The following is a 12,836-nucleotide window of genomic DNA, read 5'->3' as shown; positions in this document are numbered from 1 at the left end:
CGGACTTCGTGACCGGTCGCCCCTCTCCCCGCACTCCCCCGCGCTTCGCCCACACACACCACAGACACCGCCACGAGCTCCCGCGTACCCGCGCCGGGCGGCGCTGTCAGTCCTCACCTATACGGTGGCGCCATGGCTGCCCGTACAAAATCCGCGAAGGACCGGCCGTCCTACCGCTGCACCGAGTGCGGCTGGACGACCGCCAAGTGGCTCGGCCGATGCCCCGAATGCCAGGCGTGGGGGACGGTCGAGGAGTTCGGCGGCGCCCCTGCCGTGCGGACGACGGCGGCCGGCCGCGTCAGCTCGGCCGCACTCCCCATCGGCCAGGTCGACAGCCGGCAGGCCACCGCCCGGCCGACCGGGGTCGACGAGCTGGACCGGGTGCTCGGCGGCGGGCTGGTCCCCGGCGCCGTGGTGCTGGTCGCGGGCGAGCCGGGCGTCGGCAAGTCGACGCTGCTGCTGGACGTGGCCGCCAAGTCCGCCAGCGACGAGCACCGCACCCTCTATGTCACCGCGGAGGAGTCCGCGAGCCAGGTGCGGCTGCGCGCCGACCGGATCCGGGCGATCAACGACCACCTCTACCTCGCCGCCGAGACCGACCTCTCCGCGGTCCTCGGCCATCTGGACGCGGTCAAGCCGTCCCTGCTCGTCCTCGACTCCGTGCAGACCGTCGCCTCGCCCGAGATCGAGGGCGCACCCGGCGGGATGGCGCAGGTCCGGGAGGTGGCCGGTGCGCTCATCCGCGCCTCCAAGGAGCGCGGCATGTCCACGCTGCTGGTCGGCCATGTCACCAAGGACGGCGCCATCGCCGGGCCACGGCTGCTGGAGCACCTCGTCGATGTGGTGCTGTCCTTCGAGGGCGACCGGCATGCGCGCCTCCGGCTGGTCCGGGGCGTGAAGAACCGGTACGGGGCGACCGACGAGGTCGGCTGTTTCGAACTGCACGACGAGGGCATCACGGGCCTCGCCGACCCGTCCGGTCTCTTCCTCACCCGGCGCGACGAGCCCGTGCCGGGCACCTGTCTGACGGTCACGCTGGAGGGGCGGCGCCCGCTCGTCGCCGAAGTGCAGGCGCTGACGGTCGATTCGCAGATCCCCTCCCCGCGGCGCACCACCTCCGGTCTGGAGACGTCCCGGGTCTCGATGATGCTGGCGGTTCTGGAGCAGCGCGGCCGGATCAGCGCACTCGGCAAGCGGGACATCTACAGCGCCACGGTCGGCGGCGTGAAGCTTTCCGAACCCGCCGCGGACCTTGCGATCGCGCTTGCGCTGGCCAGCGCGGCAAGCGACACACCGCTGCCCAAGAACCTGGTGGCGATCGGCGAGGTGGGCCTCGCGGGCGAGGTCAGAAGGGTCACGGGGGTGCAGCGGAGACTGGCCGAAGCACACCGTCTGGGCTTCACCCACGCGCTGGTCCCGACCGACCCGGGGAGGGTTCCATCCGGTATGAAGGTCACGGAAGTCGCCAACATGGGCGACGCGCTCAGAGTGCTCCCGCGCCGGTCTCGTACAGAGGCCCCACGGGAGGCCGACGCACGCCGGTAGACTTTGCCCTGGTCTCGCCCGTCCGTACGAACGGTATGAGGGACATAAGGGCACCGCAAACCTGTGACCGGAGGAGTGCAGTGGCAGCCAGCGACCGGGCAGCATCGCCCGGAAAGTCCGGCCAAGGCACCGGTAACGAGGCGCTGATGCGCGCCTCATTGAGCGCCGTCGCGCCCGGAATGGCCCTGCGCGACGGCCTGGAGCGCATCCTCCGTGGCAACACCGGCGGGCTGATCGTGCTCGGCATGGACAAGACCGTCGAGTCGATGTGCACCGGCGGCTTCGTGCTGGACGTGGAGTTCACCGCGACGCGGCTGCGCGAGCTGGCCAAGCTCGACGGGGCACTGATCCTCGACAAGGACATGACGAAGATCCTGCGGGCCGGCGTGCAGCTGGTCCCGGACGCCTCCATCCCCACCGAGGAGACCGGAACCCGCCACCGCACGGCGGACCGGGTCTCCAGGCAGTGCAACTTCCCGGTCGTCTCGGTCTCGCAGTCGATGCGTCTGATCGCGCTGTACGTGGACGGGGAGCGCCGGGTCCTGGAGGAGTCCGCCGCGATCCTCTCCCGTGCCAACCAGGCCCTCGCCACCCTGGAGCGATACAAGCTCCGCCTCGATGAGGTCGCGGGCACGCTCTCCGCGCTGGAGATCGAGGACCTGGTGACGGTGCGGGACGTGACGGCTGTCGCACAACGTCTGGAGATGGTCCGCCGGATCGCGACCGAAATCGCCGAATATGTGGTGGAACTGGGCACCGACGGCCGGCTTCTCTCCCTCCAGCTCGACGAGTTGATCGCGGGAGTCGAGCCGGAGCGAGAGCTGGTCGTGCGTGACTACGTGCCGGAGCCGACCGCCAAGCGGTCGCGTACGGTCGCGGAGGCGCTGACCGAGCTGGACGGGCTCTCCCACACCGAGTTGCTCGAACTCCCGGTGGTGGCACGGGCCCTGGGGTACAGCGGCTCACCCGAGACCCTCGACTCGGCGGTCTCGCCCCGCGGTTTCCGGTTGCTGGCGAAGGTGCCGCGGCTCCCCGGGGCGATCATCGACCGGCTGGTGGAGTACTTCGGCGGACTGCAGAAGCTGCTCGCGGCGAGCGTCGACGACCTTCAGACGGTGGACGGAGTCGGCGAGGCGCGGGCGCGGAGCGTGCGCGAGGGGCTGTCGCGACTGGCCGAGTCGTCGATTCTTGAGCGGTACGTGTAGCGGTAGGCAGCTCGCGCGGAGCAGTACATGTCTCGGGGCCCGGTCGGTGGACCGGGCCCCGAAGTACGTTTCGGACCGCGATCGCGATCGCGGCAGCGCCCGTGAACCCGACAGTGGTCGCGCACCGGTCCGGAACCGCTCGCGCGGGCCCCGCTCAGTCCTTCGCAAGGACGAACGAGGCGCGCTGCACCGGCTCGCCGGGAGCCTTCGCCTCGACGAGATACGTACCGGCCCCCGCAGCCCCCGCGGGCGGCGTCGCGCACTGCGGGACGCTCTTCTTCCGGTCCCACTCCACGGTGTGGACGACGGTCGCGCCCGCCGGAACCTCCAGCAGCACACTGCCCGCATTGCGCGGGCAGTCCTTGGAGGACCACACCTCGTCATCGTCGCCACCGGCTTCGGTGATCGTCACCACCGCACTCTTCGGCCCGAAGTCGGCTTTGCAGGCGGTGGACGAGGTGTTCTTGGCGACCAGTTCGAACTTCGGGTTCTCGCCGGGGCTGTAGTTGAGCTTGGTGCGCAGGGTCAACTGCAGTGCGGAGGACGTGCAGTCGGGGATCGAGGAGCCGGCCGGAACCTGCTGACCCTCGCTTCCGCCACCGGACGCACTGCCGGAACCCGATCCGGATCCGGCATCGGTGCCGGAACCACCGTCGGCGGCGCCGTCGGAACCCGCGTCCGTGCCGCTGCCGCTGTCGCCGCCCCCACCGGAGTCGTCCGAATCGTCGCGCCCGCCCGGTTGTTGACTTATGGCCGGGCCGGAACTGGCGGGTCCCGGAGTGATCGAGTGTGCGGGGCCGGACCCGTTGGGCCGGGAGTCGTCCATGTTGCCCTTGCCGCCACCGGAAGTGACGGCCCATGCGATCAGGAGCGCGAGCAGCACAATCAGCATCGCCGCTACGGCCCTCCGTCGCCAATAGATGCTGGAGGGAAGCGGCCCGATCGGATTGCGCAGAGATCCCACGGCCCAAACTGTACGAGAGATCCGCGCCAACTCCCGCCCCACCCGCCGCTCTGATCCCCAAGTTTTGCGGATCATCATCATGCAGTGGCCTGTTCCGACCCCGACTTTCGTCAGGCGTGCCCCCTGACGATCGCCCACCGTGACAACCCCGCCTCGTTGCCTACGGTCTGTCACATGAGGAGTTCAACTCCCTTCTCCTTCCTGCACAGCGACATCACCGATTTCGCACACGGCACGTGCGCCCGGCGCGGATGCGGGAGCCCTGTCCCTGTCTCCGCTCGCGCCACTCCCGACAGCCGTCGCCCACGTCGCCGGTGAGCTTCTCAAGTCGATCCTGGACGAGGAGCGTCCATACCGGTCGGTCGTTGCCATGGCGGCCTCACCGGTGCCGTGCCCGCCGACGGGCCACCGGTCGGTTCCCGGCAACCACACAGCTACAGCCGGCCCGACCGCCGTCGCTCTCGCGTTCGCCCGGCCGCGCCCGGCCTGGTGCACGGTGCCGTCGGCGCTGCTGATGGCGTTCCCGCGGGTTTTTGCCGGGGTCCGCCTCCCGCACGACGTGGCGGTGGCCCTGCTCGCGGGGGGATCGGTCGCGGCGCCGGTGATCGTCCCGCTGTCCCGCCCCGCGCGGTCGCTCACCCCGACGGCAAGGAACGGCCGGGTGCCCCTCGCGGTCCGGATACCGGGCCCTGGAGCGGACGGCCGAGCCCGCACCGAGCCCGGATGAAGACGCCGGCTGAGGCCCACTGTGGGGACAGACGGGTGGCATTATCACTCCATGGGCCCCCATGACGGGCGACACCCCCGTTGCCATGACCGTTGTCTGCCCTTCCGTGCCAGGATCGGCTTGCGATGACTGCCATGACTGCGACACAGACGCCCCCCACATCCCTCCACGCGCCCGTCATCGGGTGGTTCGACCAGCACGCCCGCGATCTGCCCTGGCGCCGCCCCGAAGCGGGCGCCTGGGGTGTGATGGTGAGCGAGTTCATGCTGCAGCAGACCCCCGTCAGCCGGGTCCTCCCGGTGTACGAACAGTGGCTGGCCCGCTGGCCGCGCCCCGCCGATCTGGCCGCCGAGCCGCCCGGTGAAGCGGTCCGCGCCTGGGGCCGGCTCGGCTACCCGCGGCGAGCGCTGCGCCTGCACGGAGCCGCGCAGGCAATAACTGAACGACACGGCGGCGACGTACCGAGTGAGCACAGTCAGCTGCTCGCGCTGCCCGGGATCGGTGAGTACACGGCGGCGGCCGTGGCCTCGTTCGCGTACGGACAGCGGCATGCCGTACTCGACACGAACGTCCGCCGGGTGTTCGCCCGGGCCGCGACCGGCATTCAGTACCCGCCGAATGCGACCACCGCCGCCGAGCGGAAGCTCGCCCGCGCGCTCCTGCCCGACGAGGACGAACGGGCGGCCCGCTGGGCGGCCGCGACGATGGAGCTCGGAGCGCTGGTCTGCACCGCCAAGAACGAGGACTGCACGCGATGCCCGATCGCCACCCAGTGCGCCTGGCGGCTGGCCGGGAAGCCGGAGCATCAGGGGCCCCCGCGTCGCGGTCAGACCTATGCCGGTACGGACCGGCAGGTGCGCGGCCGGCTGCTCGCCGTGCTGCGCGAGGCGGTGGCCCCGGTTCCGCAGTCGGCGCTCGACGCCGTATGGGAGGAGCCGGCACAACGGGCCCGGGCGCTGGACGGCCTGGTGGCCGACGGCCTGGTCGAACCACTTCCGGGCGGCCAGTACCAGCTGCCGCAGGGCTAGGAGGCAAGAGGGCTCCCAGCCCGCTGTTACACAACCGATGGACAGCCGTGCGTCTGCGTATGGCTGCTCCGCACAGCGCCGTGACAACCGCTCCGTAACGTCTCCGACCGTCAGCTCACGCGACCAGTGGCTGGCAGAGGTCAGACGGGGATCTACGGGGACGGAGGCGGTTGGAATGGCGCATGGCGAGGTGCTCGAATTCGAAGAGTACGTACGCACCCGGCAGGAGGCCCTGCTGCGCAGTGCGCGCCGCCTGGTCCCCGACCCGGTGGACGCGCAGGACCTGCTGCAGACCGCCCTGGCCCGTACGTACGGCCGCTGGGACGGCATCGCCGACAAGTCCCTCGCCGACGCCTACCTGCGTCGCGTCATGATCAACACGCGTACGGAGTGGTGGCGGGCCCGCAAGCTGGAGGAGGTCCCCACCGAGCAGCTGCCCGACGCCAGCGTCGAGGACGGCACCGAGCAGCGTGCCGACCGTGCTCTGCTGATGGACGTCCTGAGCGTGCTGGCTCCCAAGCAGCGCAGCGTTGTGGTGCTGCGACACTGGGAGCAGATGAGCACGGAGGAGACGGCCGCGGCGCTCGGAATGTCGGCCGGTACGGTGAAGAGCACGCTGCACCGGGCGCTGGCGCGACTGCGCCAGGAGCTGGAGAGCCGCGAGGCGATGAGCAGGGAAGCCACGATCCGTGAGGCCCAGGGCAGCACGGCGGGCAACCGGGCTCCGGCCGCCGGTGCTCCGGGGCGTGCACGGGTACCGGCGCAGCTTCGCGGGCAGGCGGACCGGCGGCATGAGGAACGGGGGCGGGAGCGGTGCGCGGCCTGACAGGCAGAAGCAGGGCGACCGGCAGAGGCGGAGGCGGTCTCACCGGGTGGGCGGCGGGCAGCACGGCAATGGCCGGGCTCGCCGCCTTCGGGCTGCTCACGGTCAGCTGCTCCACCGGTGGCACGGGCACCCGCGACGAGGGACCGGCCGGCACGCAGCCGGTCGCCCAGGTCACACCGTCGGCCACCACACCGCCCACGGGGAAGTCCGTCCAGAGGGTCGATGCCGTCCAGCTGGTCAAGCAGGACCCCAAGGTGAGCGAGCGGGTCAGGACGGACCTGAAGCCCTGCACGGGGGACGAGTACCCGGTCGACGCCTCGTACGGCACACTGACCGGCGGCGCGTCGGCGGACGTCGTGGTGAATGTGATGACCTGCGGCGACTCGGTAGGGGTCGGCACCTATGTGTACCGCGCGCGGAGCAACGGCACGTACCAGAACGTCTTCACCACCGAGCAGCCCGCGGTCTACGGCACCATCGATCGGGGTGACCTGGTGGTGACGACGCAGGTGTACGAGAAGAAGGACGCGGTCGCATACCCGTCCGGCGACGAAGTGGTCACGTACCGGTGGGCCGGCAACCGGTTCAACGAGCACGACCGGGTGCACAACGACTTCAACAGAGCTGTCGGCAACGGGGAAGCGGAGTTCCCGGAGCCCGCCGAGCCGACGACGAACTGAGACCGCCGAACGACCGAGACCGGCGCGGACCAGCCGGCGAAGAGCCGCCAACCCGAGAAGCGAGAGCTGAGAGCAGTCGATGGCCGAGACCCACGTCCTGTTCGTCGAGGACGACGATGTCATTCGCGAGGCCACCCAGCTGGCGCTGGAGCGGGACGGATTCGTGGTCACCGCGATGCCCGACGGCCTCTCCGGCCTGGAGGCGTTCCGGGCCGACCGGCCGGACATCGCCCTGCTCGACGTGATGGTGCCGGGTCTGGACGGGGTCAGTCTGTGCCGGCGCATCCGGGACGAGTCGACGGTCCCGGTGATCATGCTGTCGGCCCGCGCCGACTCGATCGACGTGGTGCTCGGCCTGGAGGCCGGCGCCGACGACTACGTCACCAAGCCCTTCGACGGCGCCGTGCTGGTCGCCAGGATCCGCGCCGTGCTGCGCCGCTTCGGTCATGCGTCGGGCGGACAGCCGGGCGGTACGGAGACGGAGTCGCAGCCCGTCGGCGGGGTGCTGGTCTTCGGTGATCTGGAGGTCGACACCGAGGGCATGGAGGTGCGCAAGGGCGGCGAGCAGGTGGCGCTCACCCCGACCGAGATGCGGCTGCTGCTGGAGTTCTCGTCCGCGCCCGGCACGGTCCTCTCCCGCGACAAGCTGCTCGAACGGGTCTGGGACTACGGCTGGGGCGGCGACACCCGGGTCGTGGACGTCCATGTGCAGCGGCTTCGCACCAAGATCGGGCAGGACAGGATCGAGACGGTCCGCGGCTTCGGCTACAAGCTCAAGGCATGACGCGGCCGGCTCTGCGGACAGGCGTCCGCTGGAAGATCAGCATCGCGATCGCGGCGGTCGGCGCGTTGATCGCGGTCGCGCTGAGCCTCGTCGTCCACAACGCCGCCCGCGTCTCGATGCTGGAGAACGCCCGTGAGGTCCAGCTGGAGCGGCTGACGTACGCGCAGCTGCTGTACGAGGCGACGAAGACGAAGAAGGCCGACCCCAAGTTCGGCGCCAAGCTCAACGACCCGACGATGCCGCAGAGCCTGCGCGCGGAGACCCGTAGGAACCGGCGCGCCACGCATGTCGACGAGTACGCGAACGGGGTGCCCGATGTGTGGGCGGCCGTGCCGCTGGCCAACGGTGACGTGCTGTCGCTGCACACCCGCTTCGCCAACCGCAGCGCCACGATCATGGGCGATCTCGACCGCGCGCTGATCATCGGCTCCGTCTCGGTGGTCTTCGGGGGCTGCGCGCTCGGTGTGCTGATCGGCGGTCAGCTGTCGCGCCGGCTGCGCAAGGCGGCAGCCGCGGCCGGGAAGGTCGCGCAGGGCAATACGGAGGTGCGGGTCAGGGACGCCATCGGCGGCGTCATCCGGGACGAGACCGACGACCTGGCCCGTGCGGTGGACGCCCTCACGGACGCGCTGAACGAACGGATCGAGGCGGAGCGCCGGGTCACCGCGGACATCGCGCACGAGCTGCGCACCCCCGTGACCGGGCTGCTGACGGCGGCCGAGCTGCTCCCGCCGGGCCGCCCCACCGAGCTCGTACGGGACCGGGCACAGGCGATGCGCACACTCGTCGAGGACGTGCTGGAGGTGGCCAGGCTGGACAGTGCGTCGGAGCGGGCCGAGCTGCAGGAGATCGCGCTCGGCGAGTTCGTCAGCCGACGGGTCGCTCTGCTGGACCCGGACGTGCGGGTCCAGGTGGTGCACGAGTCGTGGGTCAACACCGATCCGCGCAGGCTGGAGCGCATTCTCGGCAATCTGCTGGGCAACGCGGCCAAGCACGGTTCCACTCCGGTGGAGGTCACGGTCGAGGGTCGGGTGGTGCGCGTCCGCGATCACGGGCCCGGTTTCCCGGAGGCGCTGCTGCGTGAGGGCCCGAGCAGGTTCCGTACCGGAAGCAGCGACCGCTCCGGGCACGGGCACGGTCTGGGCCTGACCATCGCCGCCGGTCAGGCCCGGGTCCTCGGCGCCCGGCTGACCTTCCGGAACGCGGCGCCGCAGGGCGCGGCGGAGGGGGCCGGCGGGGCGATCGCCGTGCTGTGGCTGCCGGAGCACGCCCCGACGAACACGGGCAGCTTCCCCGTCCTTCAGCTCGCCGAACAGCGCAGGGCAGCCAAGGCCGAACCGGGCGGCACGGACGGTCCGGGGGCGAACGCGGCGCCGGACGGCACACAGTTCGGCGGCTGAGGTGGGCTGAGCGCCTGAGCCGAGCTGAGCCAGAAGACGGACAAGGCCCCTGGAGTGCGCGGTCCGCGCGCCCCAGGGGCCTTGCCGTTGTTGCCGGGTCGGCCGGATCAGACGGTCTGGCCCTGCTTGGCGTCGGCAACGGCGTCCACGGGGGCCTCCCCGTCGGCCTCCGCCTTGGCCTCCGGGCCGGCTCCGCGCAGCGGCACCTCCTTGACGAACACCGCCGCCAACAGCGCGATCACGCCGACCGAAGCGCCGACCATGAAGGCGATGTGCGTCCCGGACGAGACTGCGAACTGGTACGCCTCACGCACCGGGTCCGGCAGCTTCGCCAGGCTCGCCGCGTCCAGCTGCGCGGACCTCGCGGTGGCCGCTCCGCCGCCGCGGGCCGCCATCTCGTCCTGCACCCGTCCGGTGAACAGCGCCCCCATGATCGCGACACCGAAGGAGCTGCCGAGCGTACGGAAGAGGGTGGTCGCGGAGGAGGCGACGCCCATGTCCTTCAGCTCGACACTGTTCTGCGCGACGAGCATCGTGATCTGCATCAGGAAGCCCATGCCCGCGCCGAGCACCGCCATGTAGACGCCGGAGGTGAAGCGGGTGGTGTCGGTGTCCATCTGCGAGAGCAGAAACAGACCGGCCACCATCAGGACGGAGCCGATGATGGGGAAGATCTTGTACTTTCCGGTGCTGGTGGTGACCCGTCCGGCGATCAGCGAGACGATCATCATCGACAGCAGCATCGGCAGCAGCAGGAGCCCGGAGTTGGTCGCGGACGCGCCCTGGACGGACTGCTGGAACAGCGGCAGGAAGAGCACCGCGCCGAACATCACGAAGCCGGACATGAAGCCGACGAGGGACATCAGCGTGAAGTTGCGGTTGCGGAAGATGTGGAGCGGAATGATCGGTTCTGCAGCCTTCGTCTCGACGAAGAGGAAGCCGACGAGGGAGACGACACCGATCGCGGCGAGCTCCATGATCACGGCGGAGTCCCAGGCGTACTCCGAACCGCCCCAGGTGGTGACCAGCACGATCGCGGTGATGCCGAGAGTCAGCAGCCCGGCACCGAGGTAGTCGACCTTCGCCTTGGTGCGCTCCTTGTTCGGCAGGTGCAGCACGGCGGTGACCATGGCGAGGGCGACCGCCCCCAGCGGCAGGTTGATGTAGAAGCTCCAGCGCCAGCCGAGGTGGTCGGTGATGGTGCCGCCGACCAGCGGTCCGCCGATCATGGCGATCGCCATGACACCGGCCATCAGGCCCTGGTACTTGCCGCGCTCACGGGGCGGCACCAAGTCACCGATGATCGCCATGACGCCGACCATCAGGCCGCCCGCGCCGAGTCCCTGGATCGCCCGGAAGCCGATCAGCTGGCCCATGTCCTGGGCCATGCCACTCAGTACGGAGCCGATCAGGAAGAGCACGATGGACGTGAGGAAGATGGCCTTGCGTCCGTACATGTCGCCGAGCTTGCCCCAGATGGGGGTGGAGGCGGCGGTGGCCAGGGTGTACGCGGTGACGACCCAGGACAGATGCTCCAGGCCGCCGAGGTCGCCGACGATGGTCGGCATGGCGGTGCCGACGATCAGGTTGTCGAGCATGGCCAGCAGCATCGTGATCATCAGGGCGAGCATCACCACCCGGACGCTGCGCTGCCGCGGCCCGGGCGCGGCGGCCGGCTCGTCGGCAGCCTTGCCGGCTGCTCTTCCGCCCGCCTTCCCGTCTGCCGCCTTCTTCAGGTCCGCCATGATCCCCAACTCCCTGATCCCCTGTACACCGGCCACTTACTTGCCGCCCGGCTAGTTGACTACACTGGGGACAGTAGAACCCGTAACTAGCCGGGCGTCAAGTAAGTTTTTGGGAGAGCACCATGGGCAGCACGCCGCAGCCACGCCGGGGCAACACGCGCCAGCGCATCCAGGACGTCGCCCTGGAGCTCTTCGCCGAGCAGGGTTACGAGAAGACCTCACTGCGCGAGATCTCCGAGAAGCTGGACGTCACCAAGGCGGCGCTGTACTACCACTTCAAGACCAAGGAAGACATCCTCGTCAGCATCTTCGACGACCTCAACCGGCCCGTCGAGAAGCTGATCGCCTGGGGCAAGGAGCAGCCGCGCACCCTGGAGACGAAGAAGGAGCTCCTGATCCGTTACAGCGACGCCCTGATCGGCGCCGCCCCGCTGTTCCGCTTCATGCAGGAGAACCAGGCGGCCATGCGCGACCTCAGCATCGGACAGACCTCGAAGAGCCGGTTCCTGGAGCTGCTCGACCTGCTCAAGGACCCCGACGCCCCACTCGCCGACCAGGTCCGCTGTGTCAGCGCGCTCTTCTCGATGCACGCCGGGATGTTCGTCCTCAAAGACGTCGACGGCGACATCGAGGACAAGCGCAAGGCCATCCTCGAAGTCGCCGTCGATCTGGTCACCCAAGCCCACAGCCCGGGCCCCGCGAAGTAGCGGGATCCCGGGCCGTGGCGGGTTCGTCCGGTCGGGTCAGACCGTGACGCCCTCCTTCTGCAGGAACATGACCGGGTTGACCGCGGAACCGTAGTTCGCGGTGGTCCGGATCTCGAAGTGCAGGTGCGGGCCGCTGGAGTTACCGGTGTTGCCCGAGAGGGCGATCTTCTCTCCGGTCTGCACGGCCTGGCCTATGCGCACGTCGATCTGCGACAGGTGGGCGTACTGCGAGTACATGCCGTTGCTGTGCTTGATCACGATGGCGTTGCCGTACGCGGGGCCGTCGCCGCCGCCGTTCGGGCCGGCCTTCACGACAACACCGCTGTGCGCGGCCTCGACCCTGGTGCCGATCGGCACGGCGAAGTCCTGGCCGGAGTGCTTGTGGGCCCAGCGCGAGCCGTCGTTGCCGAAGCTGGCGCTCAGCTGGTAGTGACTGACCGGCGCCTCCCAGGAGGTCGCCAGGTTCGCGGCCTTCTTCGCCTCGGCAGCCTTCTTGGCCACCGCCTGCTTGGCGACCTGGGCCGCCTTGCCCTGCACGGTCGCCTGCTTGGCGACCGACTCGGCCGCGGCGGTATTGACCAGGCCCGCCGCGTCGGGGGTGCTCGCCGCCGCACCGGCCGCGAACGCAGCGCCCGCACCGAGAACCATCGTCGTCCCCAGGCCGGCTGCCACCACGGCGCCACGAACACGGGACACGGACGGGCGGCGGGAGTGCTGGAACGTAGCGCGCTTCGACATATGCGGAGATCCTCCGGAGGTGAGTCGTCCCGGCTTGTCCGCCGGGCTGGCCATCCCTTGGTAACCCGGACTCCCACCAATGCTCAAACACCCCATCTACGAACAAAAGCCGTAGCCGACGCCGCGGGAATCCACTCCCGCGGGCCCCGCGCCGCCCGCACCGCACCCCGCCGGATCTCTTCGGCCGGGCAGGTTTAACCCCAGTTCCAAACCGCCCTAAACGGACATTGCTTAGCGTTCCAGGCATCTCCCACTGCCGCCCCGAAGGTCCCGGTCGCCCCCGGGGCAGAGACCCCTCCCGCGATCACGGCCATGTCCCCTATGCCTCGTAGTAGGGCCCGAAAGGGCTGTGCGCCTTGTCACCCGCGGTGGGACCAAGGGCTGTCCGATTCGGGACCTTCGGCAGCAACCCTCCGACGCCGACCGCCAGGAGCCGGCCCCGCCGGCCGCGGCGCCCGGTCCGTCGGAGCCGGCCCGGACCTTCAGC

General features: G+C 70.2%; 12 protein-coding genes. 9 read left to right on the top strand and 3 right to left on the bottom strand.

What is annotated here, in order from left to right; genetic code table 11:
* Nucleotides 1–132: 132 nt before the first annotated feature.
* The gene (gene radA / locus OHA88_RS26300) at nt 133–1,545 is read left to right on the top strand and encodes a DNA repair protein RadA (RefSeq protein WP_267004537.1); all 1,413 of its coding nucleotides are present in this window, start codon (nt 133–135) and stop codon (nt 1,543–1,545) included.
* 80 nt (nt 1,546–1,625) lie between these two features.
* Nucleotides 1,626–2,750: a DNA integrity scanning diadenylate cyclase DisA gene (gene disA / locus OHA88_RS26295; RefSeq protein WP_030972387.1), complete on the top strand. Its 1,125-nt coding sequence runs from the start codon at nt 1,626–1,628 to the stop codon at nt 2,748–2,750.
* Between the two features lie 154 nt (nt 2,751–2,904).
* Here the strand turns inward: disA and OHA88_RS26290 are convergent, their stop codons facing one another.
* A complete protein-coding gene (locus tag OHA88_RS26290; protein ID WP_328627301.1) occupies nt 2,905–3,714 on the bottom strand; it encodes a hypothetical protein in 810 nt (269 codons plus the stop codon).
* A gap of 220 nt (nt 3,715–3,934) precedes the next feature.
* Here OHA88_RS26290 and OHA88_RS26285 point away from each other — a divergent pair, with 220 nt between their 5' ends.
* The 6 genes from OHA88_RS26285 (at nt 3,935) to cseC (ending at nt 9,159) form a co-directional block, all read left to right on the top strand.
* Nucleotides 3,935–4,441 (top strand): phosphatase PAP2 family protein, encoded by a 507-nt coding sequence (locus tag OHA88_RS26285; RefSeq protein WP_328629797.1) that lies wholly within the window; start codon nt 3,935–3,937, stop codon nt 4,439–4,441.
* Between the two features lie 125 nt (nt 4,442–4,566).
* A complete protein-coding gene (locus tag OHA88_RS26280; protein ID WP_328627300.1) occupies nt 4,567–5,469 on the top strand; it encodes an A/G-specific adenine glycosylase in 903 nt (300 codons plus the stop codon).
* 175 nt (nt 5,470–5,644) lie between these two features.
* Nucleotides 5,645–6,295, top strand: coding sequence for a SigE family RNA polymerase sigma factor (locus OHA88_RS26275; RefSeq protein ID WP_267004532.1), 651 nt, complete (start codon nt 5,645–5,647; stop codon nt 6,293–6,295).
* On the top strand, nt 6,283–6,975 hold the full coding sequence (locus OHA88_RS26270; RefSeq protein WP_443044293.1) for a hypothetical protein: 693 nt from the start codon (nt 6,283–6,285) through the stop codon (nt 6,973–6,975). Before OHA88_RS26275 ends, OHA88_RS26270 begins: the two co-directional genes overlap by 13 nt.
* A 79-nt stretch (nt 6,976–7,054) precedes the next feature.
* On the top strand, nt 7,055–7,759 hold the full coding sequence (gene cseB / locus OHA88_RS26265; protein ID WP_267004530.1) for a two-component system response regulator CseB: 705 nt from the start codon (nt 7,055–7,057) through the stop codon (nt 7,757–7,759).
* Entirely contained in the window at nt 7,756–9,159 is a 1,404-nt protein-coding gene (cseC, locus tag OHA88_RS26260) for a two-component system sensor histidine kinase CseC (protein WP_328627298.1), read from the top strand. Before cseB ends, cseC begins: the two co-directional genes overlap by 4 nt.
* 107 nt (nt 9,160–9,266) lie before the next feature.
* Here cseC and OHA88_RS26255 read toward each other — a convergent pair whose 3' ends face one another.
* The gene (locus OHA88_RS26255) at nt 9,267–10,904 is read right to left on the bottom strand and encodes an MDR family MFS transporter (RefSeq protein ID WP_328627297.1); all 1,638 of its coding nucleotides are present in this window, start codon (nt 10,902–10,904) and stop codon (nt 9,267–9,269) included.
* Between the two features lie 122 nt (nt 10,905–11,026).
* On the opposite strand from OHA88_RS26255, the gene OHA88_RS26250 reads away from it, so the two are divergent.
* Nucleotides 11,027–11,611: a TetR/AcrR family transcriptional regulator gene (locus tag OHA88_RS26250; protein ID WP_267004527.1), complete on the top strand. Its 585-nt coding sequence runs from the start codon at nt 11,027–11,029 to the stop codon at nt 11,609–11,611.
* A gap of 36 nt (nt 11,612–11,647) precedes the next feature.
* On the opposite strand, the gene OHA88_RS26245 is transcribed toward OHA88_RS26250, so the two are convergent.
* Complete coding sequence (locus OHA88_RS26245) at nt 11,648–12,349, bottom strand: M23 family metallopeptidase (RefSeq protein ID WP_328627296.1); 702 nt, start codon at nt 12,347–12,349, stop codon at nt 11,648–11,650.
* Nucleotides 12,350–12,836 lie beyond the last annotated feature (487 nt).

Source organism: Streptomyces sp. NBC_00353 (assembly GCF_036108815.1).
Classification (GTDB): Bacteria; Actinomycetota; Actinomycetes; order Streptomycetales; family Streptomycetaceae; genus Streptomyces.
This window is presented reverse-complemented; position numbering and strand designations above follow the sequence as displayed.

Coding starts and splice junctions, on each gene's coding strand:
- OHA88_RS26275 (WP_267004532.1), top strand. CDS start 5,645: ATGGCGCATGGCGAGGTGCTCGAATTCGAAGAGTACGTACGCACCCGG.
- OHA88_RS26245 (WP_328627296.1), bottom strand. CDS start 12,349: ATGTCGAAGCGCGCTACGTTCCAGCACTCCCGCCGCCCGTCCGTGTCC.
- radA (WP_267004537.1), top strand. CDS start 133: ATGGCTGCCCGTACAAAATCCGCGAAGGACCGGCCGTCCTACCGCTGC.
- OHA88_RS26280 (WP_328627300.1), top strand. CDS start 4,567: ATGACTGCCATGACTGCGACACAGACGCCCCCCACATCCCTCCACGCG.
- cseB (WP_267004530.1), top strand. CDS start 7,055: ATGGCCGAGACCCACGTCCTGTTCGTCGAGGACGACGATGTCATTCGC.
- OHA88_RS26255 (WP_328627297.1), bottom strand. CDS start 10,904: ATGGCGGACCTGAAGAAGGCGGCAGACGGGAAGGCGGGCGGAAGAGCA.
- cseC (WP_328627298.1), top strand. CDS start 7,756: ATGACGCGGCCGGCTCTGCGGACAGGCGTCCGCTGGAAGATCAGCATC.
- OHA88_RS26250 (WP_267004527.1), top strand. CDS start 11,027: ATGGGCAGCACGCCGCAGCCACGCCGGGGCAACACGCGCCAGCGCATC.